The sequence below is a fragment of the Vreelandella nanhaiensis genome, from assembly GCF_003990185.1.
Classification (GTDB): Bacteria; Pseudomonadota; Gammaproteobacteria; order Pseudomonadales; family Halomonadaceae; genus Vreelandella; species Vreelandella nanhaiensis.
The window spans coordinates 176,974-198,733 of record NZ_RZHF01000028.1; the positions used below are offsets into that span (position 1 = coordinate 176,974).

22 protein-coding genes and 1 other RNA gene are annotated in these 21,760 nt (G+C 55.0%); 19 read left to right on the forward strand and 4 right to left on the reverse strand.

Features of this window, described 5'->3' with window-relative positions; genetic code table 11:
* Positions 1–105: 105 nt before the first annotated feature.
* From zapE to ELY38_RS17735, 8 genes are all read left to right on the forward strand, one after another.
* Positions 106–1,287, forward strand: coding sequence for a cell division protein ZapE (zapE, locus tag ELY38_RS17700; RefSeq protein ID WP_127063483.1), 1,182 nt, complete (start codon positions 106–108; stop codon positions 1,285–1,287).
* Positions 1,288–1,472: 185 nt separating this feature from the next.
* Positions 1,473–1,901: a 50S ribosomal protein L13 gene (rplM, locus tag ELY38_RS17705; RefSeq protein WP_127063484.1), complete on the forward strand. Its 429-nt coding sequence runs from the start codon at positions 1,473–1,475 to the stop codon at positions 1,899–1,901.
* 13 nt (positions 1,902–1,914) lie between these two features.
* On the forward strand, positions 1,915–2,304 hold the full coding sequence (gene rpsI / locus ELY38_RS17710) for a 30S ribosomal protein S9 (protein ID WP_106373124.1): 390 nt from the start codon (positions 1,915–1,917) through the stop codon (positions 2,302–2,304).
* A 204-nt stretch (positions 2,305–2,508) separates the two neighbouring features.
* On the forward strand, positions 2,509–3,108 hold the full coding sequence (gene petA / locus ELY38_RS17715) for a ubiquinol-cytochrome c reductase iron-sulfur subunit (RefSeq protein WP_127063485.1): 600 nt from the start codon (positions 2,509–2,511) through the stop codon (positions 3,106–3,108).
* The gene (locus tag ELY38_RS17720; protein WP_127063486.1) at positions 3,108–4,355 is read left to right on the forward strand and encodes a cytochrome b; all 1,248 of its coding nucleotides are present in this window, start codon (positions 3,108–3,110) and stop codon (positions 4,353–4,355) included. The genes petA and ELY38_RS17720 overlap by 1 nt, the downstream gene beginning before the upstream one ends.
* Complete coding sequence (locus ELY38_RS17725; protein ID WP_127063487.1) at positions 4,355–5,110, forward strand: cytochrome c1; 756 nt, start codon at positions 4,355–4,357, stop codon at positions 5,108–5,110. The genes ELY38_RS17720 and ELY38_RS17725 overlap by 1 nt, the downstream gene beginning before the upstream one ends.
* A 127-nt stretch (positions 5,111–5,237) precedes the next feature.
* Positions 5,238–5,864: a stringent starvation protein SspA gene (sspA, locus tag ELY38_RS17730; RefSeq protein WP_126949505.1), complete on the forward strand. Its 627-nt coding sequence runs from the start codon at positions 5,238–5,240 to the stop codon at positions 5,862–5,864.
* A 61-nt stretch (positions 5,865–5,925) separates the two neighbouring features.
* Positions 5,926–6,405, forward strand: a complete 480-nt coding sequence (locus tag ELY38_RS17735; protein WP_127063488.1) for a ClpXP protease specificity-enhancing factor — start codon at positions 5,926–5,928, stop codon at positions 6,403–6,405.
* Positions 6,406–6,485: 80 nt separating this feature from the next.
* Here the strand turns inward: ELY38_RS17735 and ELY38_RS17740 are convergent, their stop codons facing one another.
* The 4 genes from ELY38_RS17740 to ELY38_RS17755 are packed head-to-tail and all read right to left on the reverse strand — an operon-like array spanning position 6,486 to position 9,596.
* Entirely contained in the window at positions 6,486–7,058 is a 573-nt protein-coding gene (locus tag ELY38_RS17740; RefSeq protein WP_127063489.1) for a BON domain-containing protein, read from the reverse strand.
* Between the two features lie 53 nt (positions 7,059–7,111).
* Positions 7,112–7,705 carry a phosphoheptose isomerase gene (locus tag ELY38_RS17745; protein WP_127063490.1) on the reverse strand — a complete coding sequence of 198 codons (594 nt, stop codon included), beginning with the start codon at positions 7,703–7,705 and terminating at the stop codon, positions 7,112–7,114.
* A 24-nt stretch (positions 7,706–7,729) separates the two neighbouring features.
* Positions 7,730–8,101, reverse strand: coding sequence for a YraN family protein (locus ELY38_RS17750; RefSeq protein ID WP_127063491.1), 372 nt, complete (start codon positions 8,099–8,101; stop codon positions 7,730–7,732).
* Complete coding sequence (locus ELY38_RS17755; RefSeq protein ID WP_127063492.1) at positions 8,091–9,596, reverse strand: penicillin-binding protein activator; 1,506 nt, start codon at positions 9,594–9,596, stop codon at positions 8,091–8,093. The genes ELY38_RS17750 and ELY38_RS17755 overlap by 11 nt, the downstream gene beginning before the upstream one ends.
* Before the next feature lie 110 nt (positions 9,597–9,706).
* On the opposite strand from ELY38_RS17755, the gene rsmI reads away from it, so the two are divergent.
* The 11 genes from rsmI (at position 9,707) to murG (ending at position 21,719) form a co-directional block, all read left to right on the forward strand.
* Positions 9,707–10,564 carry a 16S rRNA (cytidine(1402)-2'-O)-methyltransferase gene (rsmI, locus tag ELY38_RS17760; protein ID WP_127063493.1) on the forward strand — a complete coding sequence of 286 codons (858 nt, stop codon included), beginning with the start codon at positions 9,707–9,709 and terminating at the stop codon, positions 10,562–10,564.
* A gap of 32 nt (positions 10,565–10,596) precedes the next feature.
* Positions 10,597–10,970, forward strand: an RNA gene (gene rnpB / locus ELY38_RS17765) — RNase P RNA component class A.
* 54 nt (positions 10,971–11,024) lie between these two features.
* A complete protein-coding gene (rsmH, locus tag ELY38_RS17770; protein ID WP_127063494.1) occupies positions 11,025–11,981 on the forward strand; it encodes a 16S rRNA (cytosine(1402)-N(4))-methyltransferase RsmH in 957 nt (318 codons plus the stop codon).
* Positions 11,982–11,983: 2 nt separating this feature from the next.
* Positions 11,984–12,319, forward strand: coding sequence for a cell division protein FtsL (ftsL, locus tag ELY38_RS17775; protein WP_126949513.1), 336 nt, complete (start codon positions 11,984–11,986; stop codon positions 12,317–12,319).
* Entirely contained in the window at positions 12,316–14,028 is a 1,713-nt protein-coding gene (locus tag ELY38_RS17780) for a peptidoglycan D,D-transpeptidase FtsI family protein (RefSeq protein ID WP_127063495.1), read from the forward strand. Before ftsL ends, ELY38_RS17780 begins: the two co-directional genes overlap by 4 nt.
* Positions 14,029–14,046: 18 nt before the next feature.
* Positions 14,047–15,540, forward strand: coding sequence for a UDP-N-acetylmuramoyl-L-alanyl-D-glutamate--2,6-diaminopimelate ligase (locus tag ELY38_RS17785; protein WP_127063496.1), 1,494 nt, complete (start codon positions 14,047–14,049; stop codon positions 15,538–15,540).
* Complete coding sequence (locus ELY38_RS17790) at positions 15,537–16,895, forward strand: UDP-N-acetylmuramoyl-tripeptide--D-alanyl-D-alanine ligase (RefSeq protein ID WP_127063497.1); 1,359 nt, start codon at positions 15,537–15,539, stop codon at positions 16,893–16,895. Before ELY38_RS17785 ends, ELY38_RS17790 begins: the two co-directional genes overlap by 4 nt.
* 9 nt (positions 16,896–16,904) lie before the next feature.
* Positions 16,905–17,987: a phospho-N-acetylmuramoyl-pentapeptide-transferase gene (mraY, locus tag ELY38_RS17795; RefSeq protein WP_127063498.1), complete on the forward strand. Its 1,083-nt coding sequence runs from the start codon at positions 16,905–16,907 to the stop codon at positions 17,985–17,987.
* A 57-nt stretch (positions 17,988–18,044) separates the two neighbouring features.
* Complete coding sequence (gene murD / locus ELY38_RS17800) at positions 18,045–19,424, forward strand: UDP-N-acetylmuramoyl-L-alanine--D-glutamate ligase (RefSeq protein WP_127063499.1); 1,380 nt, start codon at positions 18,045–18,047, stop codon at positions 19,422–19,424.
* Positions 19,421–20,602, forward strand: coding sequence for a putative lipid II flippase FtsW (gene ftsW / locus ELY38_RS17805; RefSeq protein ID WP_127063500.1), 1,182 nt, complete (start codon positions 19,421–19,423; stop codon positions 20,600–20,602). Before murD ends, ftsW begins: the two co-directional genes overlap by 4 nt.
* A 25-nt stretch (positions 20,603–20,627) precedes the next feature.
* Positions 20,628–21,719: an undecaprenyldiphospho-muramoylpentapeptide beta-N-acetylglucosaminyltransferase gene (gene murG / locus ELY38_RS17810; protein ID WP_127063546.1), complete on the forward strand. Its 1,092-nt coding sequence runs from the start codon at positions 20,628–20,630 to the stop codon at positions 21,717–21,719.
* Positions 21,720–21,760 lie beyond the last annotated feature (41 nt).

The following is a 21,760-nucleotide window of genomic DNA, read 5'->3' on the forward strand; positions in this document are numbered from 1 at the left end:
TCAATCCAACCATGCGCTTAGACGTTGTGCAGCGTATAATCCCTGCTTTTTGAAGGCGGCTGGTCGGATTTATAATGCCGTCGTAACACGCATGGGAGCGAGTAAATGCCAGCTACTTCTGCAGACCAAAAGGTGAGTCAGTCATCTCGGCCAACGCCCATGGAGCGCTATCGTGCTGACCTGATGCGCGAAGATTTTCATCATGATGCGGCGCAGGAGTTGGCGGTCGGGCATTTGCAGCGCCTTTATGATGATTTAATGAACGCGCCCACCACCGTTCCTAAGGCCGTGCTCGCCCACGGCGGGTTGAAAGCCAAAATGAAAGGTCTTTTTGGTAAATCCTCGCCTTCAAGCGAGCCAGCGTTGCCCCAAGTCCAGGGTCTTTATTTCTGGGGTGGGGTAGGGCGCGGTAAAACCTATCTGGTAGACAATTTTTTTGAGTCGCTGCCATTTTCTGAAAAGATGCGCACCCATTTTCACCGGTTTATGCAGCGGGTTCATAACGAGCTGACTCACTATAAAGGTGAAAAAAATCCGCTGACCCTGATTGCGGGCAAGTTTGCTTCTGAAGCGCGGGTTATCTGTTTTGATGAGTTTTTCGTCAAAGATATTACCGATGCCATGATTCTGGCCAATTTGCTTGAGGCGCTGTTTGAGCGGGGTGTCGTGCTGGTGGCGACGTCAAATATCGTACCCGATGACCTGTATAAGGATGGCTTGCAGCGCGCGCGTTTCCTCCCGGCCATTGATCTAGTCAAGCGTCACTGCGATATTGTCAACGTCGATTCTGGCGTCGATTATCGGTTGCGGGCGCTTGAGCGAGCGGAAATTTTTCATTCTCCTCTGGATAAAGCGGCCGAACAGGAGCTTGCACGTAGCTTCCGCGAAATCGCCGGGCAGGAGGGTGAAGCCAACGCGCCGCTGGAAATTAATCATCGGGTACTGAAAACGCGCAGGCTGCATGAAAACGTCGCCTGGTTCGAGTTTCTGGAACTCTGCGATGGGCCGCGTAGCCAGAATGATTATATTGAGCTGGCGCGGGGCTTCAATACCGTGCTGGTATCGAATGTCAGTCGGATGGAAGCCAGACATGATGATCAGGCGCGCCGCTTTATCAATATGGTCGATGAGTTTTACGATCGCGGGGTGAAGCTTCTGATGTCAGCCGAGGTGCCGGTAGAAGAGCTTTACAGCGAAGGCAAGCTTGCCTTTGAGTTCCAGCGCACGCTGTCGCGCCTTCAGGAAATGCAGTCAAGAGAATATCTGGCGCTTCCCCATAAGCCTTGAGTAGACTTATCGGTCTGAGGTAAGAAAAAGCCATCATTAGGGCTTAACTTGTTCTGTGGCTTACTGTAGAATGCCGCCTCGCTACATGTTGCTGGGCCAAGCCCGGCAACCAAAAAAAATAGGGACGGTGCTTCACCGCTTGGCGGTGTTAGTCGCCCAACACACTTAATCTGGTGATTTCATCCATGAAGACGTTCAGTGCTAAGCCGCAGTCCGTCCAGCGCGACTGGTATGTTGTCGACGCTACGGACAAAACGCTCGGTCGTCTGGCAACCGAGATTGCTCGCCGCCTGCGTGGCAAGCATAAGCCCGAATTTACTCCTCACGTTGATACTGGCGACTACATCGTTGTCATCAATGCTGAGAAAGTCCAAGTGACTGGCAACAAGGCGAAGGCTAAAACCTACTACCGCCACACCGGTTACCCGGGCGGCCTGCGCTCTATGACATTCGACAAAATGCTTGATCATGCGCCTGAGCGTATCATTGAGTTTGCCGTTAAAGGCATGCTGCCGAAGGGTCCGCTGGGTCGCGCCATGTATACCAAGTTAAAAGTGTACGCCGGTGCCGAGCATCCGCATGCTGCTCAACAGCCGCTTGAACTGAACATCTGAGGAAATCTTCGCCATGACACAGCAGTATTACGGTACCGGGCGCCGCAAGACTTCCACCGCTCGCGTGTTTATGAAGCCGGGCTCTGGCAAAATTACCGTCAACGACAAAGACCTCGACCTGTATTTTGGTCGTGTAACTGGTCGTATGGTGGTTCGTCAGCCGCTTGAACTGACTGAAACGCTAAGCCAGTTCGACATTTTTGTTACTGTCGCTGGTGGCGGCGGTTCTTCTCAGGCTGGCGCTATTCGTCACGGTATTACCCGCGCCCTGATGAACTACAACGAAGACCTGCGTCCAACGCTGCGTGCCGCTGGCTACGTAACGCGTGACGCGCGTCAAGTTGAGCGTAAGAAAGTCGGCCTGCGCAAAGCACGTCGTCGTCCGCAGTTCTCCAAGCGTTAATTTTCAACGCTGTGCGGCAAAACGCCCAGGCCATCGGCCTGGGCGTTTTTTTATTGTACTATTCAAAGTGCTATTCAAAGTATTTTAAATAGTGCGATGAAAAACGCTATTCAGAGCACTTTCCAGGCGGCTGCCTTGATGCAGCTCATCGGCATGGCTGAGTGTTATCTTGATGCGGCGTTTGGTGGATGAGAGAGATCTTGCATGGCAGATCACGGCATTAATAAAGCCCGACGCCGCTTCCTTGTAGGGGCTACAGCCGTTGTGGGTGCGGTAGGCGTGGTGGGGGCCGCCGTGCCTTTTGTAGCGGCATGGAAGCCGAGCGCCCGAGCGCGCGCGGCAGGCGCCCCTGTTCGGGCCGATATCTCCAAGCTGCGCCCTGGCCAGCGTATGACCGTCGAGTGGCGGGGCAGGCCGGTGTGGATTATCCGTCGTACGCCGGAAATGATAGCGCGTACTCAGGCGCTTTCGCCGGGTGTTTTGGCAGATCCCGATTCCCGCCAGCCGCAGCAGCCAGCTTACGCTGACGGCGAGCTTCGCTCGCTCAAGCCTGAGATCGGTGTGTTGGTAGGCTTGTGCACCCATTTTGGCTGTTCGCCCCTGTACAGGCCTGAGCCTGATGCGGCAGAGTCGAGTAGCGATGGCTGGCCTGGCGGATTTTACTGTCCATGCCATGGTTCGCGCTTTGACCTGGCCGGACGTGTGTATGTCAATATGCCGGCGCCCACCAACCTTGAAGTGCCGCCTTACCGTTTCCTGGATGATGTGATTATCGAGATAGGTGAAGACGGGGAGTTCAGTTGATGGCTACGCCGAGGCGGGGAGAAGGACAGAGCTGGCTGAACGCACGCTTTCCGGCAAGCAGGCTGTGGCGTGAACATCTGGCCAATTACTACGTGCCTAAAAATCTTAATGTCTGGTACGTGTTTGGCTCACTTGCTCTGTTGGTGTTGGTCAATCAGATAGTGACCGGCATTTGGCTGACCATGAGCTATAACCCCACGGCTGATGGAGCGTTCGCATCGATTGAATATATTATGCGCGACGTTGAGTGGGGGTGGCTGATTCGGCATCTACATACTACGGGGGCGTCTGCTCTATTCATCGTCATGTATCTGCATATGTTCAGAGGGCTCTTGTACGGCTCTTATAAAGCTCCGCGTGAGCTTGTGTGGATATTGGGCATGACCCTGTACCTGATATTAATGGCAGAAGCCTTTATGGGCTATTTGTTGCCCTGGGGGCAAATGTCCTATTGGGGTGCGCAGGTTATTACGTCACTATTTTCAGCTATTCCATGGGTTGGTCCGGATATTGCCCAGTGGGTGCGCGGTGATTATCTGGTATCAGGCGTTACCTTAAACCGTTTTTTTGCGCTGCATGTCATAGCGCTGCCGTTGGTTATTTTGGTGCTTGTCGTGCTGCATATTGTGGCATTACACGAAGTAGGCTCCAATAATCCTGAGGGAGTCGAGATTCGTCAGCATAAAGATGATACGGGCAAGCCGCTGGATGGCATTCCCTTTCATCCGTATTACACCGTTAAAGATCTGCTCGGCGTGGCAATCTTTCTTTTCGTCTTTTGTGGCGTGGTATTTTATTTTCCTGACGGGGGCGGTCTTTTTATCGAGCAGCCGAACTTCGAGCCCGCCGATCCGCTTAGTACGCCTGATCATATAGCACCAGTTTGGTACTTTACGCCCTTCTACGCCATTTTGCGGGCGGCCAACTTCTCTTTATTAGGGCTCGATGCGCGATTTCTTGGCGTGATTTTAATGGCTGGCGCGATTGCCATGCTGTTTGTTCTGCCGTGGCTCGACCGCAGCCCGGTGCGTTCCATGCGCTACAAGGGCTGGATGTCAAAAGTAATGCTCAGACTTTTTGCGATAAGTTTTGTAGGGTTGGGCGTTCTGGGTGTGCTGCCTTCAACGCCGGGGCGGACGTACATGGCGCAAGGGTTGACAGTCATCTATTTTGCCTATTTTCTGCTTATGCCTTTTTATACCCGGTGGGAAGCGGCCCGGCCTGTTCCCAAAAGGGTGGACCGCTGATGAGCAGATGGTGGTTGGCGCTTGGTTTGCTGGTAATGTCCTGGGTAGCGCATGGCGAGAGCGGCATATCGCGTTCGATATCTCCAGATATAAATGATCAGACATCGCTTCAGCGCGGCATGAGGTTATATGTCAATTACTGCCTGGGGTGTCATACGCTTACTTATCAGCGATTTTCGCGTGCGGCCGATGACCTGAATATTCCTCAGGTGCTAATGGAAGAAAGCCTTATTTTCTCGCCGGAGCTTGCCTTTGACGACCCCATGCATAATGCCCTGGAAATCGAAGAAGCCCAGCGATGGTGGGGGAGCGCGCCGCCTGATTTGACGCTGACAGCTAAGCTGCGCGGCGTTGATTGGGTTTATGCTTACCTGCTGGGGTTTTATGAAGACCCTGGTCGGCCGTTAGGGGTCAACAATACAGTTTATGAGTCGGTGGCCATGCCCAACGTGCTGGAGCCGCTCCAGGGGGTGCAGGCACTGGGCTGTCCTGAAGGTGCTTCAAGAGTGTTGAGCACGCCCGAAAAGTGTCGCGAGCTTGTCCTTGTTCGGCCCGGCACGCTTAAGCCCGCCGAATTTGAGCGGGCGGTCTACGATATCACCAATTTTTTAGCCTATGTTAGCGAACCTTCCCGATTGAAAGCGCAGGGTGTTGCGCCCAAAGTTATGATTTTTTTATTTGTTTTTGGGGTGCTTGCGTACTTGCTTAAGCGCGAATATTGGAAGGATATTCGCAAGCCAGGTGTTAATGAATGATGAAAGCTGCAGCGCAGATATTATACCTGCTGCTTTCATGCCAAGCGGTAACCCATACAGGCTGCCTTACCATAAGGGAGCTATGGCGTGTTATTATCCATAATTGTTTTGATGCGAGGATGCTTTCATGGGTGTTGTGGCCAAGCGGTCGTCAATGATTTTTTACTCAGGTAGTGATGATCATTTCAGTCATCGTGTGCGCATTGTTCTGGCTGAGAAGGGGGTCGCTGTTGATATCGTTGATGTAAACGAAGAGCAGCCACCTGAGGATTTGGCAGACCTCAACCCGTATAACAGCGTACCTACGCTGTTGGATCGTGATCTGGTGCTTTATGAGTCCAAGGTCATGATGGAGTATCTGGATGAGCGGTTCCCGCATCCGCCGTTGTTGCCTGTTTACCCGGTAGCCCGGGCGCAAAGCCGCCTGTGGATGCACCGTATTGAGCGTGAATGGTGCCCCATGGTGGATCTGATTCGTAGCGGTGGGAAAAAAGAGGCCGACAAGGCACGTAAGGAATTGCGTGAAAGCCTTATCGGTATTTCGCCGATCTTTGAAGATATGCCTTTCTTCATGAGCGAAGAGTTCACCTTGGTGGACTGCTGCCTGGCCCCGATCTTATGGCGTCTGCCAGATCTTAATATCGAGCTGCCTGAAAAGCAGGTCAAGCCGCTTTTAAGCTACATGTCACGGGTGTTTGAGCGCGAAGCGTTCAAGGCGTCCTTGAATGAGCGTGAAAAAGAAATGCGTGTGTAATTTATCTGGCCCCTTGGCTTTGTAAAAGTGGGGGCCTAACTTGTCAGGAGGAGGGAGTCTTATGAAATCGAGTCGCCCCTATCTCGCCCGAGCACTCTATGAGTGGTTGCTGGATAACGAATTAACGCCCTACCTGGTAGTGGATGCAACGCTGCCTGGGGTGGAAGTGCCACGCCAGTTTGTGCAAAACGGTCAGATCGTACTAAACGTAGCACCCACAGCTGTACGTGACCTGTTCATGGAGAATCAGGCCATTGGTTTTAACGCGCGGTTTGGTGGCCAGCCCATGCAGGTTATGGTGCCCACGCCTGCGTTAATTGCTATCTATGCCCGCGAAAATGGGGTGGGTATGGTGTTTGGTCATGAGCCTGAATTAGGCGAAGAAGCCGGTGATGACGAAGTGGTGCTTGAAGAAGTGTCCGACACTCCCTCAAAACCCGAGCTTTCCATTACTGAGCCGGTGTCTGAAGATGGGCTTAAGCAGGCACCTGAAGCGTCTTCCAAAGCCAAGAAAAAGCCCACGCTGCGCGTCGTCAAATAGCTACGCATAAACGGTTATTGCAGTTAAAAAAACCTCGCCTGGAATCCAGGCGAGGTTTTTTAATGCATCAAGCACAGCGGCTAGTCGATATATTCAAATACCTTCACGATGCGCTGAATACCGCCCACGGAGGAAACCGCGTTAACGATGCGGTCGGCTTCTTCATGGGTCACCATGCCCATCAGGTACACGCTGGCGTTCTCAGTGGTTACCTTGAGCTTGGATGAGTCGATGCGGTCATTGGTAGCTAATGTGCTCACCACGTTGGTGGTTAACCACGTGTCGGTCAGGCGCTGACTGGCCGGCAGGCGGGCGGCAATGGTTAATTCATTGTGCACCTGGTTGACGCCGCGCAAATTACGGGCGACATCGCCTGCCTTGGTGCGCAGTTCCTCGCTGGGTACCTGACCTACTAGTAGCAGCGAGCCGTTGTAGCTGTGGGCGCGAATGCGGGCATCACCAAGGCGTGCATCGGCGCGATCCAAGGCGCGTTCAGCTTCGCGCTCAATTGTTGCATCGACGGCTTCCACATCATTGCTGCGCTGTCCATAGTTGGCCGGATTGGACGCCGTATTCGTGGCGCAGCCGCTGATCAAGACAGCGGTAAAAAGCGTTGCCGCCATTAGCTGGCGAGAAGAAAAACGCAGGGTCATGATGAATGACTCCTTATTCTGTGAAAATAATAGAGAAAGAGCTAGGCGTCATGTTAAGCGGCGCCGCCGAACAACTGTTCATCAATAAGATCGCACAGGCAATGAATAACCAGTAAGTGGACTTCCTGAATCCTTGCCGTAGACGTTGCGGGCACGCGAATTTCACAATCATCCTGGCCTAGCAAAGAGGCCATGTTGCCACCATCGCGCCCGGTTAGGGCGACCACCGTCATTTCGCGGTCATGAGCGGCCTGAATCGCCTGGACAACATTGGCCGAGTTACCGCTTGTCGAGATCGCAAGTAGTATATCCCCGGGCTGGCCCAAAGCGCGGATTTGCTTGGAAAATACTTCATTATAGCTATAGTCGTTAGCAATTGATGTTAGCGTTGAGGTGTCGGTGGTGAGGGCCAGCGCCGGCAGGCTTGGGCGTTCACGCTCGAACCGATTAAGCAGTTCTGAAGAGAAGTGCTGGCTGTCGCCTGCGCTGCCGCCATTGCCGCAGGCAAGAATTTTGCCTTCACTGACCAGACACTGAACCATCATTTGGCTGGCAACCTCGATAAACGGGGGTAGCACTTCGCTAGCATAGGTTTTGGTATCAATGCTGGCGTTGAAGTGGTCAAGAATACGCGATTGAAAGTCCATCAGGGCTTCCTAGTTAAAATAGAATCAATAGGCGTCAAAAGCCGCTTTCTCCCATTGGAAATCAAGATCAGGCGGCGTGCCTGTAATGGCAAGAATATCAAAGCGACAGGGAGATGTAAGGCCGTGTTTGCCGATATATAGCGCTGCCGCTCGTACCAGGCGCTGCCGTTTGGTTGGCGTAACGGTTTCCAGCGGATGGCCATAACGGGTAGTAACTCGGTGTTTGACTTCAACAAATACCAGCGTTTCCCCGTCACGCATAACAAGGTCCAGCTCACCACCTTTTACATGGTGATTCTGGGTGACGAGTGACAAGCCTTTCTGCTGCAGCCATTGAGCGGCAAGCTGCTCAATGACTGCACCGCGCTTGCGCGCTGTTTGGGCGTTATTCACCACTGGCTGTTTGGCCGGGGGTCAAAATGGGCACCGGCGTACCGTTTTGGAATTTTGCCCAAGGCAGTTCCCGGTAAATGCGTCCATCGCCCGTCAGGTAGAGCGTACCGGTGCTGCCTTTCATGCCGTTAAGCGAGGCGATATTCGACAGGTGCGTAGCAATCTCATAGGCATCGACGCCCATTGCCATCAAGCGGAACATTGAGGCATCAGACTCTTCGCGCAGACGCTGATAGGTCGGGTAGAACGGCAGCACCTCTTCGCCACCTACCGCCGCATCAGGAATTTGCCAGGGGATATCTGCAAACACAACATCGTTAAGGTCCTGGTCCCGGCGCGTTTGAAGACGACCTTCATACAGGTGAGAAGTGGCGTAGATAGGCAGGTCGGGCGCGTAGTAGTAGTCCATGGTAGGCGGCACCTGACGCGCATAATCGGGAAGCGCCAACAGGAAAAGCGCATCGATATTGCCCAGTTGGGCTCGTTCGCCGCTGACACTCAAGGCCGTCTGTACCGCATTGGAAACCGAGCTTTCCGGGTTGTAGCGTACGGCATTGGTTACTTCGCCCCCTTGACGGTTAAATTCGTTCCAGAAGGCTTCTCCTACACGGCGTCCCCAGTCGTTGTCAGGTACCATCATCGACATATGACGCTGGCCGTCCTGGTAGGCGCGGCGAGCTGCCTGACGGGCTTCATCCTCAGCAGACAAGCCGTACTGGAACAGGCGTGCTGCACGATTCTGTTCGCCGCTGCCATAGTTAAGCGCCAGGGTAGGAAGTGGTACGCTATCGCGCTGTTCAAGCTGACTCACCTGATCTTTTTCTAGTGGTCCAATGATCAGTTGAGCATTCATCTGCTCGGCGCGTTGATAAAGCTCATCCATTGAGTATTGGGAAGCGTCCAGGAAGCTAAGTTCAATGTTACCACCGCTAATTTCATGGTGACGACGCATGGCCGTGGCTAACGTATTCGCCACGCTGCTAAGTGGGCCGGATTCCGGTAGGGCGACCACAATACGGCGTATTGCCTGGCCTTCAAGCTCTGAAAGTGTCAAGCCCTGAGTGTCGGTTTCATCCAAGGTATTGCGTGCCCAGCGCTGGCGCTCAGCCAAGGTTTCTTGCTGGTCATCCTGCATGGGCAGTTCGTCATTTAGCACTTGGGTCGCGCGCAGCACGGCGCGAGGGTCATCCATGGCTCGCGCAAGTTCCGAGAAAAGCAGTGCCCAGCGAACGCGGTCTGTTTCCGTCAGCCTGGCTTCATCGATAGCACTGGCCGCCTTGAAAGCATTTTCCCGCTGGCCTTGTTGCGCCAGTATGTTAGCGGCTTCCAGGCGAGTTTTGGCGGCTTGTTCCGGGGCCTGCTGTTCCGCTTGGCTAAGCAGGCGGCCCGCATCCCGATCGTCCGCGCGGTCAACCACGCTGGGTGACTGCATCGCACAGCCGGTCACGAGAAGTGCTATGAGGCCAGTGGCGAATACGCCACGCAGAGAGTGTTTCATGTATCCTTCCTTAGTTTTCATTCGCGCTGTCGCCGCTTGTCAGCATTAAGTTGGCATAGCACAAGCATAGCGCACCGTCAGAGCAAGCCATTAACAAATCGGGAGTCACGATGACACACCACAATCCGGGCACATTGTACGTGGTTGCCACCCCAATTGGGAATTTGGACGATCTAACGCCGCGTGCAGCCCGGGTATTGGCAGAAGTAACACGCATTGCGGCAGAAGATACGCGCCATAGCGCCCGCCTTTTAGCGCATCTGGGGGTTAATACGCCGATGCTATCGCTTCATGAGCATAATGAAGCACGCCGTGTGGATACCTTGGATGGCTATCTCACCGCAGGAGAAAATATCGCCCTTATCAGCGATGCCGGTACGCCACTGATTAGCGACCCCGGATTTGTACTGGTACGTGAGCTGCGCGCTCGGGGGCGGCATATAGTACCTATTCCAGGGCCTTGTGCCCTGATTGCAGCGCTTTCGGGTGCAGGGTTGCCCACGGACCGGTTTGTGTTTGGCGGTTTCTTGCCAGCCAAACCGGGGGCAAGACGTCAGGCGCTAGAAGATTGGAGTGCTCGAGAAGAGACACTGGTATTTTATGAATCTCCGCATCGCATCATGCATACGCTTGAAGCCCTGAAAGAAACCTTGCCAGCGCGTGCAGTCGTATTGGCCCGAGAACTTACCAAAACCTTTGAAACATTTTTGCAGGGCACGCCTGAAGAGCTTCTCTCCCAACTGACGGAAGATCCCAATCAGGCCCGAGGCGAGTTTGTTGTAATGGTGGCAGGCGCACTGCCGGTTGCTCAGAGTGAGCATCAGGATATCAGTGCCGATGAGCTTATGAAAACGCTGCTGGATGAAGGCGTCGGCGTCAAGCAGGGCGCGGCGATAGTGGCCCGAATGCTGGGTGGGCGCAAGCAGGAGTGGTACGCAAGATTGCAAGCAATTAAAGCCGAGCATTGAGGCAAAGCAAGGGCGCTGGTATGCTTGCCGCCGGAGTTGGCCAGACAGTCGCCGCCAGTCCATCTTTTTGATGGGCAGGGGGAGGAAAGTCCGGGCTCCATAGGGCAGAGTGCCAGGTAACGCCTGGGCGGTGTAAGCCGACGGAAAGTGCAGCAGAGAGTAGACCGCCTAAGCCCTTTGAAATAAACATCAAAGGGCCGGTAAGGGTGAAAGGGTGCGGTAAGAGCGCACCGCGCGCCTGGCAACAGTGCGTGGCATGGTAAACCCCACTCGGAGCAAGACCAAATAGGGACCCAATGGCGTGGCCCGCGCTGGGTCCGGGTAGGTTGCTTGAGCGCTTTGGTGACAAAGCGCCTAGAGGAATGACTGTCCACGACAGAACCCGGCTTATCGGCCGACTCCCCATTTCCATAAAGGGGCCCGCAGTAGCGTGCCCCTCTAATTTTTGTGTGAGAGTAACATGCCTTCTCCTGACGCTGACCAGGTCGTTTCCCCGTTTCGCCATACCAGCGTATTACTGGAAGGAGCTGTCGATACCCTTGTACATGACTCTGACGGTATTTATCTGGATGGCACCTTTGGCCGAGGCGGTCATTCGCGACTAATTTTGTCGCGTTTGGGCGAGCAGGGGCGGCTAATGGCCATGGATCGCGACCCTCAGGCGATTGCGGCCGCGGCAGAAATTACCGATTCACGCTTTCAGATTACCCAGCGTGAGTTTGCCCATCTGGCAGACTATGCTCGTGAGCAGGGCGTGTATGGTAAGTTGTCCGGCGTATTGCTGGATGTAGGTGTTTCCTCGCCGCAGCTGGACGACCCGGAGCGCGGGTTCAGTTTTATGCGCAATGGACCGCTGGATATGCGCATGGACCCAACGCAGGGCGAAAGCGCGGCTGAGTTTCTAGCCAGAGCAAAAGAAGCAGATATTGCTCATGTCTTTAAAACCTACGGTGAAGAACGTTATGCCAAACGGCTGGCTCGTGCCGTCGTTGAGCGGCGTGTTGAGGCGCCCTTTACCCACACGGTTGATTTGGCCGAAGTGCTGAAAACGGCACATCCCGCCTGGGAAAAAGGCCGTCATCCGGCAACCAAGGCATTTCAAGGCCTGCGAATTTACCTCAATGGCGAACTTGATCAATTAGATGCTGCCTTAGACGCAGCGCTTGAAGCGTTGGCGCCCGGTGGTCATCTGGTGATTATCAGTTTCCATTCGCTGGAAGATCGGCGTGTAAAACGCTTTATACGTCATCATGTCCGCGGCGACACTCACCTGCCGCGTGGTGTGCCTATTCGTGATGATCAGCTAAATCGTCGCCTTGAAGCCCTAGGCAAAGGTGTACGCCCAAGTGATGAAGAGGTGGCTGGCAACCCACGTGCGCGGAGCGCCGTCATGCGAGCTGCCCGTAAACGAGTATAACCATGAGCATGGATCGGATTGAGCGTTGGGCTTCAACGTTACGCACCGAGTGGCCCTTTAAATTACGTTTGCGGGCATGGCCGATTGCGATTGGCTTGCTATTTATTGCCTGCATTATAAGCGGGCTGGCAACGGTCGCTGTCACCCATATGACCCGCGTACAGTATGCCCAGCTTCAACAGCTTGAGCAGGAAAAAAATCAGCTGCAAACCGAATGGGGGCAGCTGTTGCTGGAAGAGGGCGCATGGTCGACGCCTGCCCGCATCGAGCAGATTGCCACGGAACGCCTGGATATGCGTATTCCCGATGTTCATGACGTTGAGGTGATTCGGCCATGAGAAGCGAGCGTCGGGGAGGAATGTCCCGTCAGTCCCCTATCGCCCCACCTTTGGGGCGAGGCCGTTTTTTCTTCATCTTGATTTTGATTGGTTTGGCATCGCTAACGTTGATTGGGCGTATTACGCTGCTGCAGGTCATCGATCGCCCCTTTTTGCAAAGCCAGGGCGATGCGCGAACATTGCGCCATGAAGCGATTCCCGCGCACCGTGGCATGATCACTGATCGAAACGGTGAGCCTCTTGCCATCTCAACGCCTGTGGTAACACTATGGGCAAACCCTCAAGAACTGCCTGCCGATGGCATTCAGCGTTTTATGCTGGCCCAGGCGCTAGGTATGACGCTTGATGATTTCGAATCCCGGCTCGAGCGTTACAGCGGCCGTGAGTTCATGTATCTACGCCGTCAAATGACGCCTGAGGCTGCCCAGCGTATTCTCGATTTACGCACGCCCGGCGTATACCCGCAACGTGAGTACAAGCGCTACTATCCTGCCGGGGAAGTGGCCGCACAGCTATTGGGCGTAACGAACGTTGATGATGTGGGACAAGAAGGCCTTGAGCTATCCTATCAGCCGTATTTGGCTGGTCGCCCTGGCCAGCGGCGCGTAATCAAAGATCGGCGCGGGCGCCTGGTCCGTGAGCTGGGTGTGATACGCGATGCTCAGCCTGGTGGCGATTTGGTGCTGTCGATCGACCAGCGCATTCAGTACATGGCTTACCGAGAGCTGCGCGCGGCGGTGGCAGAAAATGAAGCTGATGGAGGCGTGCTGGTAATGATGGATGCACGCACCGGTGAAGTGCTTGCAATGGCCAATCTACCCTCCTATAACCCCAACAACCGAGCCGGGCTTGACCCGCGAGGGCTACGCAATCAGGCATTGGTTGATGTATTTGAGCCGGGCTCGGTGATGAAGCCGCTCGCTATGGCAGCCATTTTGGAAAGCGGCATCGTGGATCGTGATGCGGTGGTGGATACTGCGCCTGGGTGGATGCGGATTGATCAGTTTACCATTCGTGATATTCGCAATTATGGTGAGCTTGACCTGCCGGGCATTTTGGAGAAATCCTCCAATATCGGCATGTCGCGATTGGCGCTGCAGCTAAGTGATACAGCGATTTGGGAAAAATATAACCAGCTGGGCTTTGGTCAATCGCCTGGCACAGGCTTCCCAGGTGAGTCTACAGGTAGTCTGCCTGCTCCGGTACGCTGGTCGCGCAGCGAGCGCGCTGCTCTCTCGTATGGCTATGGGTTATCGGTATCCGCGATTCAGTTGGCCAGTGCCTATACGGCGCTTGCGAACAATGGCGAGAGGCTGCCGTCCTCGCTTCTGCGCTTACCTGAGCCACCGCCTGGTATCCCTGCCATCTCACCCAGCGTTGCCGATGATTTGCTGGATATTCTGGAAACCTCGGTCGGGTCAACATCAGGCGGCAGGCGTGCTCGCGTGGAAGGCTACCGGGTGGGTGGGAAAACCGGCACGGTGCGAAAGTCTGGCCAGGGCGGCTATGCCACGGATGCCTATCGAAGCGTCTTTGCCGGCATTGCACCTATATCCGATCCGCGCATTGTGACCGTAGTGATGATCGATCATCCCAAGGCGGGCCAATTCTACGGGGGGGCCGTTGCCGCCCCTGTCTTTTCAAGCGTCACGGGCAATGCTTTGCGCTTGCTGGATGTGCCGCCAGATCATGAGGTCGACGACGAATAGCATGACTAAGGAGATGGCATGACGTTGACGCCCAACCAGTTGTGGGATGCGCTGGGTAAAGTATGGCCGAATGCGCCCTTTACTGCGCTGCCTGAGTTGCCCGAGTCGCTGCGCCTGATGACCGATTCGCGCTTGGTGAGCGCTGGCGATGTGTTTGTTGCCGTGCCGGGTAGCCAGTGCGATGGCGGTGATTTTATTGATGCAGCGCTGGAACAGGGCGCATCGATGGTGCTGGCGCATGCCCGGCAAAGCGAGACCGTCTGGGAGGGGAGGGTAGTGTATTTGCCCCACCTGGCCATACGTCTGGGTGAGCTGGGCAAGCAGCTTTTTAACGTACCCGATGATCTTGAGGTTATTGGGGTAACGGGTACCAACGGAAAAAGTTCGGTAACCCACTATATTGCAGCGCTTAGCGAAATGCTGGGCACGCCAGCGGGTATTGTGGGCACCCTCGGTGTTGGTCGTCCTGGTCATCTTGTGGATACCGGTTTGACCACGCCGGGTCCGCTTGCCCTTCAGGCAGCCCTTGGGGAGCTCGCCCAGCAGGGCATCCGCCGAGTGGCCCTTGAGGCGTCCTCCCATGCTCTGGATCAGCACCGCCTGGATGCTGTCAATATCACCGTGGGAGTCTTTACCAACCTCACGCGTGATCATCTGGATTATCACGGCAGCATGGCCGCCTACGCTGCCGCAAAAGCCAAGCTTTTCCGGCGCAGCGAGCTTGAGCTTGCGGTGGTCAATGCTGATGACCCCTTGGCGCGATTAATGCTGGCAGGCTGTGATGCCCGCGTACGTGTGTTGGCCACCGGCCAGGATGAAGCCGTTACCTTTCGCGTGCTGGATGTTCAGTCAAGCGAGGCGGGCCAGCAGGCGTTGATTGCCACGCCCGAGGGCGAGCGCGCACTGGCGCTGGGCCTGGTAGGGCGCTTTAACTTGGACAACGTGCTGTTGGCCATGGCGGTTCTTTATGGGTTGGGGCAGCCGATTGACCCCCTGTTTGAGGCAGCCTCCAAACTTGACCCCGTGCCGGGCCGCATGGCGCTGTACCATGCGAAGGCCGCGCCTAGTGTGGTGATTGATTATGCGCATACCCCTGATGCACTCAGCAATGCGCTGGAAGCGCTGCGTGCCCATGTGGGAGAAGCGGGAAGACTCTGGTGCGTGTTCGGTTGTGGAGGTGATCGCGATACGGGTAAGCGCCCTGAAATGGCTAAAGTAGCCGAACAATGGGCGGATGTTGTGGTCGTCACCGATGATAATCCGCGCAGTGAACCCGCTGAGCAGATTCGCCAACAGATAATGTCAGGGCTTTCGTCAGCCATAGCGCCACTTGATATCGGCGACCGCCGCCTTGCTATTGACCATGTGATCCAGCAGGCGAGCGAAGGCGATGTGGTACTCATAGCGGGCAAGGGGCATGAGGCCTATCAAGAGATCAATGGTGTTCGCCACGCCTATAACGATGAAGATGAAATTCTCAAGGCCCTGGCCGTACGGGGTAGCGCACCATGATCTGGACACTTGCTGACGCCGCCCAGGCGCTGGGCATGGCTGAGTCGTCGGGACGTTCAGCGCTTACCTTAACCTCAATTGTTACCGATACTCGACATATTGTGCCTGGCTGCCTGTTCGTGGCGCTCAAAGGTCCGCGGTTTAACGGTCATGATTTTGTCGAACAGGCGCGCGAAAAGGGAGCAGTCGCGGCGCTAGTCGAAACGCCTGTTGAAAGCACGCTGCCTCAGCTGCAATGCCCGGATACCCGGCTTGGATTAGGGCTTCTGGCGGGTGCATGGCGTAAGCGGCATCAGTTGCCACTGGTCGCTGTCACCGGTAATAGCGGTAAAACCACCGTCAAGGAAATGACAGCGGCCCTTTTGGCGCCGTTAGGTAACGTGCTGGCTACCCAGGGCAACCTTAATAATGATATTGGCGTGCCGTTAACACTTTTGCGCTTAACACCTGAGCATCAGGCGGGGGTTATTGAGGTCGGTGCTAACCACTTGGGCGAAATTGCCTGGTCTGGTCGCTTAACGGTGCCTGATGTAGCGATTATTACCAACGTTACGGGCGCACATGTAGGTGAATTTGGCGGCATGGGCCATATTGCCCAGGCTAAGAGCGAGCTGCTCAATGGCTTGAGCAATCAGGGTATCGCAGTACTCAATCGCGATGACCAGTACTATTCGCTTTGGGCCGCCTGCGCCGCGCCGCGCCGTGTGATTAGCTTTGGGTTTGAGAGCTCGGCAGATGTCCATGCGTCGGCACTTTCCTGCGACCCTCAGGGGCGGTATGCTTTCACGCTTGTTGAAAATGGCCGGGCCCTAGGTCATGTGCAGCTTGCCATGCTGGGTAAGCATAACGTAAGTAATGCCTTAGCAGCGGCGGCGGCGGCACTTGCTGTGGGTGTTAGCCCTGACGACGTGATTAGCGGATTGCAAACCCTACCTGCCCTGAGCGGCCGGTTAAGTGTTGTGCCTGGTATCAACGGCGCAACATTGCTGGATGATACGTATAATGCCAACCCCGGGGCAGTCAAGGCAGCACTTGAAACGTTGATGCGCTTCCCTGCGCCGCGCTGGTGCGCGTTGGGCGCGATGGGGGAGCTTGGAGACGAATCTGACCCACTGCATGCTGAGGTGGGGCGCTATGCCGCCGAGCTTGGCATTGACAGGTTGCTGACATTTGGGGATGCAGCGCAGCCTGCCTGTGACGCTTCTGGTTGCGGGCAGCATTTTGACAACCACGAGACGCTAACGCGTCATATCATTAATTCTTTGCCGCCCGGCACCACGCTATTGGTGAAAGGGTCGCGCAGCGCGGGCATGGAGCAAGTCATTGCTGCACTGCGCTCGGATGAAATAAGGTAAACGCCGTTCATGTTACTTTACTTGGCGAATTTTCTAGCTCAGTACCAAACGGGCTTTCAAGTTTTCAACTATCTCACCCTGCGCGTCATTCTAGCAGCGCTTACCTCTCTGATGCTTTGTCTATGGCTGGGACCGTGGGTGATTCGTCGCCTGGTTGAGGGGCAGATAGGTCAGGCCGTGCGTGATGATGGCCCGCAATCGCACCTTTCAAAAGCAGGTACCCCCACCATGGGGGGAGCCATGATTCTGTTGGCGATTGCTATCAGTACCTTTATATGGGGTGATTTATCCAACCACTACGTCTGGATAGTGCTGGCCGTGACCCTTGGATTTGGCGCCATTGGCTGGATTGATGACTATCGTAAAGTCGTTGAGAAAAACCCACGCGGCTTGCCCGCTCGCTGGAAGTATTTCTGGCAATCGGTCGTGGGGCTTGGTGCCGCGTTTGTGCTTTATTTCACTGCCGCAACACCTGCTGAAACCAGTCTGTTAGTGCCGCTGTTCAAAGACATCGCACTGCCGCTGGGTGTGTTTTATATCGTACTTACCTACTTTGTGATTGTGGGTAGCTCTAACGCCGTTAACTTGACCGATGGGCTGGATGGCCTGGCCATTATGCCCACCGTGCTCGTGGCTATGGGGCTTTCGGTGTTTGCGTACGCAAGTGGTAATGCCGTATTTGCCAACTACCTGCATATCCCCTTCATTAATGGCACCGGAGAGCTGGCGATTTTCTGCGCCACCATTGCAGGCGCCGGGCTTGGTTTTCTCTGGTTTAACACTTATCCCGCTCAGGTGTTCATGGGCGATGTAGGGGCGCTTGCTTTAGGGGCTGCGCTTGGTGTTGTCGCGGTAATTGTGCGCCAGGAAATTGTCCTGTTCATTATGGGCGGTATTTTTGTACTGGAAACCGTATCGGTTATTTTGCAGGTGGGCTCTTATAAGCTTACCGGGCGGCGTATCTTTCGTATGGCGCCGCTGCATCACCATTTTGAATTAAAAGGCTGGCCTGAGCCGCGTGTCATTGTGCGCTTCTGGATCATTACCGTTGTGCTGGTGTTGCTGGGCCTCGCGACACTTAAGGTTCGTTAATCGGTGCAGTAACGGTGGCCGTTGCAGCCTTGGGCGTATAGCGTAAAGGAGCCAGACATGGTGCGAGTACCAAGTGGAATGACAGTGGTTGTCGGTCTGGGGCTTTCCGGACGGGCAATATGCCGTCATCTGGCACGCACTGGAAAGCCTTTTGTCGTGGCAGACACTCGCCGTGAGCCGCCGGGCCTGGAAGCGCTTTGCGCAGATTATCCCGGTGTTAAGGTGTATTGTGGCCCGTTGACGGAGCTGGATTTTACCGATGCTTGCGAAGTGGTGTTAAGCCCGGGAGTGGACCCAGACTCGCCAGGGCTTGAAGGCCTGGCAGAAAGGATTAACCCGCAGACCCATGAGCCCATGCTGGTCGGCGAGACTGCTCTGTTTACACGTATCAATCGTGCGCCTGTTGCTGCTATTACTGGCTCGAATGCCAAGTCCACGGTTACTACGTTACTGGGTGAAATGGCGAAGGCTTCCGGGCTGCGTGTTGCGGTAGGCGGCAACTTGGGGACCCCAGCGTTGGATTTGCTGGCCGATGAGCCTGAAGCCGAGCTGTATATTCTGGAGCTTTCGAGTTTTCAGTTGGAAACCACTCCTGCACTGGGTGCTAAAGCAGCAGCGTTTTTAAATCTCAGCGAAGATCATCTGGACCGACATGGCGATATGCAGGCCTATCGAATGGTCAAACAGCGTATTTTTACCAGGGCTCAGTATGCCATTGTTAATCAGGATGATCCGCTTACCTGGCCTGCTTATAAAGGGCCTGAAGTTATCCCCTTTTCTTCAAACCCGCCAACTGAGGATGGCTGGGGACTTATGTGGCAAGGAGCGGAGCTTATGCTGATGCAGGGACGAACTGCCTGGGTATCAGCCAGTGAGCTATCGATTGCGGGGCAGCATAATTATATGAATGCGCTGGCGGCCCTGGCCATGGGGCAGGCGCTGGGATTTGACGCCTTAGCCATGGTGAAAGCGCTTAAAGCTTTCACAGGCCTGGCTCACCGCAGCGAAACCGTCGCGCATATCAACGGGGTTACCTGGATAAATGACTCAAAAGGGACCAATGTTGGCGCAACCTTGGCAGCGATCAATGGCCTGGGTGCAACGCTCAAAGGCCGTCTGGTCTGGCTGGGGGGCGGGGTGGGTAAGGGGGCTGATTTTTCACCTCTTGCCATGCCACTAGCCAACTGCGCGCGCGAGGCGCTGGTATTTGGGGAGGATCGCGAGCGGATATCTCAAGCCATTACACCGCACGTGACGGTACGACAGGTAAACGATCTGACCCAGGCGATGGAAGCCGCATTTGCTATAGCAGAGCCCGGTGACTGTGTATTGTTGTCACCTGCTTGTGCGAGCTTTGATCAGTTTTCCGGCTATCAGGCTCGCGGAGAAGCATTTCGCCGTTGGGTAGAAAACAAGGCAGCGGAGATACCCCAATGAGTCGTTTGCAACGTATGCATCAGGCCGTCACCACGCGGAATTTTCCCTGTGATATCTGGCTAATTGTCGCGGCTGTTTCGCTTGCAGGAATAGGCTGGGTGATGGTCAGTTCGGCTTCCATTGGTCTATTGGATAACAGCTTCTACTACTTTCGCCAGCATGGCATTTTCCTGTTACTCGCCGTCTTGGCCTGTGTGTTCATGATGAGCATGCCTTTAGAGGTGTGGCGGCAAAATGCGGCGCTGATTCTTCTCGTGAGTATTGTACTTCTTGTTGTGGTTCTACTGTTTGGTCAGGAAATCAACGGTAGTAAGCGCTGGATAGCGCTGCCCGGACCTTTGCCTAATCTGCAGGTATCCGAGCTTGGCAAGATAGGGCTTATTTTTTACATGGCGATGTTTATGTCGCGCTTTGCTTACGATTTGCGTCTTCGTGCCTTTACCTTGTGGCGGCCTATTGCGGTTCTGGCACTGCCTGCCGGGTTGTTGTTTCTGGCGCCGGACTTTGGCGGCATGGTGGTATATACCACCTGTGTGATCGGCATGCTGATGATGAGCGGTGCATCGCTTGTATTGCTTATCGGTAGCGGCGGGGTATTAGCCTTTGGTGCTGTCATGATGGTGGCATTGGAACCCTACCGCCTGGCGCGCTGGACCAGCTTCCTGGACCCGTGGGCAGACCAATTTGCGACCGGCTATCAGCTTACCCAGGCGCTGATTGCATTTGGCCGTGGCCACGTGACCGGCACCGGCCTGGGTAACAGCGTGCAGAAGCTGCATTATCTGCCTGAGGCGCATACCGATTTCATCTTCGCCGTGATTGCTGAAGAGCTGGGCATGCTCGGGGCTATTGTCGTTATATTGCTGTTTACGCTATTTATTGGTCGGGCAATGTGGATTGGGCGAAAGGCTGAAGTTGCCGGTCATCTTTTTGGAGCTTATGTCAGTTATGGCGTAGGCTTTGTTATTGCTTCCCAGGCATTTATTAACATGGCGGTGAGCTCAGGGCTACTGCCTACCAAAGGCCTTACCTTGCCGCTGATCAGCTATGGCGGTTCAAGCCTGCTAGTCATCGGCATGATGATTGGCCTGCTATTGCGCGTAGACGCAGAAACAAGACATCGACCGCGTCGTGCGCCTACTCCTTACAAGTCGCGTCGCGAACCGCGTTTATCGTAATTTTTTCAAGGAGTCGTTTGTGACGATGAACGTACCTCAACGCGTTTTAATCATGGCGGGGGGAACAGGTGGGCATGTGATTCCTGCGCTTTCCTTGGCGCAGGCGCTAAAGACGCAAAGTGTTGCCGTTGAGTGGCTGGGCAGCCCCAGAGGTATTGAAAACCGCCTAGTGCCTGATGCCGGTATCAAGCTACATACCATTGCAGTTAGTGGGCTACGTGGGAACGGCATGGCAGGCTGGCTTAAAGCGCCGGTGAACTTGACCCGAGCTGTTTTACAGGCGCGACGTATCATTAATACCTTTAAACCCCAACTAGTGGTGGGTCTGGGAGGCTTCGCAAGCGGCCCAGGCGGCCTTGCTGCGTGGCTTTCGCGTATTCCACTGGTTGTGCACGAACAAAATGCAGTGGCTGGGTTAACCAACCGGGTCCTGTCGCGGCTGGCCACACAAAGCTATGCCGCCTTTGCTGGGGCCTTTGACGAGCGTGCCGAAGTGATTGGTAATCCGGTACGTAAAGAGATCGCCGCCATCGGCCAGGTGCCGCGAAGTGTTGAAGCGCTCATGGGCCGGCCTTTACGTCTCTTGGTGGTGGGTGGCTCATTGGGTGCGGTGGCATTAAATGAACGGCTGCCCCAGGCCGTTGCTGCCTTGCCACTAGAAAAACGCCCTGAAATACGCCATCAGGCGGGTAAGTCACGTGAGGTAAAGACGCTTGAAGGGTACGCTCAGCACGGGGTTTCTGCTGAGGTCACCCCGTTTATTGATGATATGGCAGCCGCTTACGAGTGGGCTGACCTTGTAGTATGCCGGGCGGGTGCGTTAACGGTGGCAGAGCTTGCCGCAGCGGCAAAGCCTTCACTGCTGGTGCCCTTTCCCTATGCCGTTGACGATCATCAGCGGATTAACGCCGATGTGCTAGTTAAGGCAGGGGCGGCGCTGTGTGTTGTTCAGTCGGCATTGACGCCTGAGCGTTTAACCCACTATCTCAATGATTTACTCGAGCCCGCAACGCTTGCGCTGATGGCATCCCGGGCGCGTCAAGCTGCCCACTTGGACGCCACTGAACGATTAGCCGAAGGATGCTTGGCGATACTCAATAAAGGAGAAGCAGTGTGATCGACTCGGTAACCCAATTATTGCCCCAGCGTACCAGCCCG

What these genes read in the sequence shown, in the direction of transcription:
- zapE (WP_127063483.1), top strand. Translation starts at nt 106, where the DNA reads ATGCCAGCTACTTCTGCAGACCAAAAGGTGAGTCAGTCATCTCGGCCA.
- rplM (WP_127063484.1), top strand. Translation starts at nt 1,473, where the DNA reads ATGAAGACGTTCAGTGCTAAGCCGCAGTCCGTCCAGCGCGACTGGTAT.
- rpsI (WP_106373124.1), top strand. Translation starts at nt 1,915, where the DNA reads ATGACACAGCAGTATTACGGTACCGGGCGCCGCAAGACTTCCACCGCT.
- petA (WP_127063485.1), top strand. Translation starts at nt 2,509, where the DNA reads ATGGCAGATCACGGCATTAATAAAGCCCGACGCCGCTTCCTTGTAGGG.
- ELY38_RS17720 (WP_127063486.1), top strand. Translation starts at nt 3,108, where the DNA reads ATGGCTACGCCGAGGCGGGGAGAAGGACAGAGCTGGCTGAACGCACGC.
- ELY38_RS17725 (WP_127063487.1), top strand. Translation starts at nt 4,355, where the DNA reads ATGAGCAGATGGTGGTTGGCGCTTGGTTTGCTGGTAATGTCCTGGGTA.
- sspA (WP_126949505.1), top strand. Translation starts at nt 5,238, where the DNA reads ATGGGTGTTGTGGCCAAGCGGTCGTCAATGATTTTTTACTCAGGTAGT.
- ELY38_RS17735 (WP_127063488.1), top strand. Translation starts at nt 5,926, where the DNA reads ATGAAATCGAGTCGCCCCTATCTCGCCCGAGCACTCTATGAGTGGTTG.
- ELY38_RS17740 (WP_127063489.1), bottom strand. Translation starts at nt 7,058, where the DNA reads ATGACCCTGCGTTTTTCTTCTCGCCAGCTAATGGCGGCAACGCTTTTT.
- ELY38_RS17745 (WP_127063490.1), bottom strand. Translation starts at nt 7,705, where the DNA reads ATGGACTTTCAATCGCGTATTCTTGACCACTTCAACGCCAGCATTGAT.
- ELY38_RS17755 (WP_127063492.1), bottom strand. Translation starts at nt 9,596, where the DNA reads ATGAAACACTCTCTGCGTGGCGTATTCGCCACTGGCCTCATAGCACTT.
- rsmI (WP_127063493.1), top strand. Translation starts at nt 9,707, where the DNA reads ATGACACACCACAATCCGGGCACATTGTACGTGGTTGCCACCCCAATT.
- rsmH (WP_127063494.1), top strand. Translation starts at nt 11,025, where the DNA reads ATGCCTTCTCCTGACGCTGACCAGGTCGTTTCCCCGTTTCGCCATACC.
- ftsL (WP_126949513.1), top strand. Translation starts at nt 11,984, where the DNA reads ATGAGCATGGATCGGATTGAGCGTTGGGCTTCAACGTTACGCACCGAG.
- ELY38_RS17780 (WP_127063495.1), top strand. Translation starts at nt 12,316, where the DNA reads ATGAGAAGCGAGCGTCGGGGAGGAATGTCCCGTCAGTCCCCTATCGCC.
- ELY38_RS17785 (WP_127063496.1), top strand. Translation starts at nt 14,047, where the DNA reads ATGACGTTGACGCCCAACCAGTTGTGGGATGCGCTGGGTAAAGTATGG.
- ELY38_RS17790 (WP_127063497.1), top strand. Translation starts at nt 15,537, where the DNA reads ATGATCTGGACACTTGCTGACGCCGCCCAGGCGCTGGGCATGGCTGAG.
- mraY (WP_127063498.1), top strand. Translation starts at nt 16,905, where the DNA reads ATGTTACTTTACTTGGCGAATTTTCTAGCTCAGTACCAAACGGGCTTT.
- murD (WP_127063499.1), top strand. Translation starts at nt 18,045, where the DNA reads ATGGTGCGAGTACCAAGTGGAATGACAGTGGTTGTCGGTCTGGGGCTT.
- ftsW (WP_127063500.1), top strand. Translation starts at nt 19,421, where the DNA reads ATGAGTCGTTTGCAACGTATGCATCAGGCCGTCACCACGCGGAATTTT.
- murG (WP_127063546.1), top strand. Translation starts at nt 20,628, where the DNA reads ATGAACGTACCTCAACGCGTTTTAATCATGGCGGGGGGAACAGGTGGG.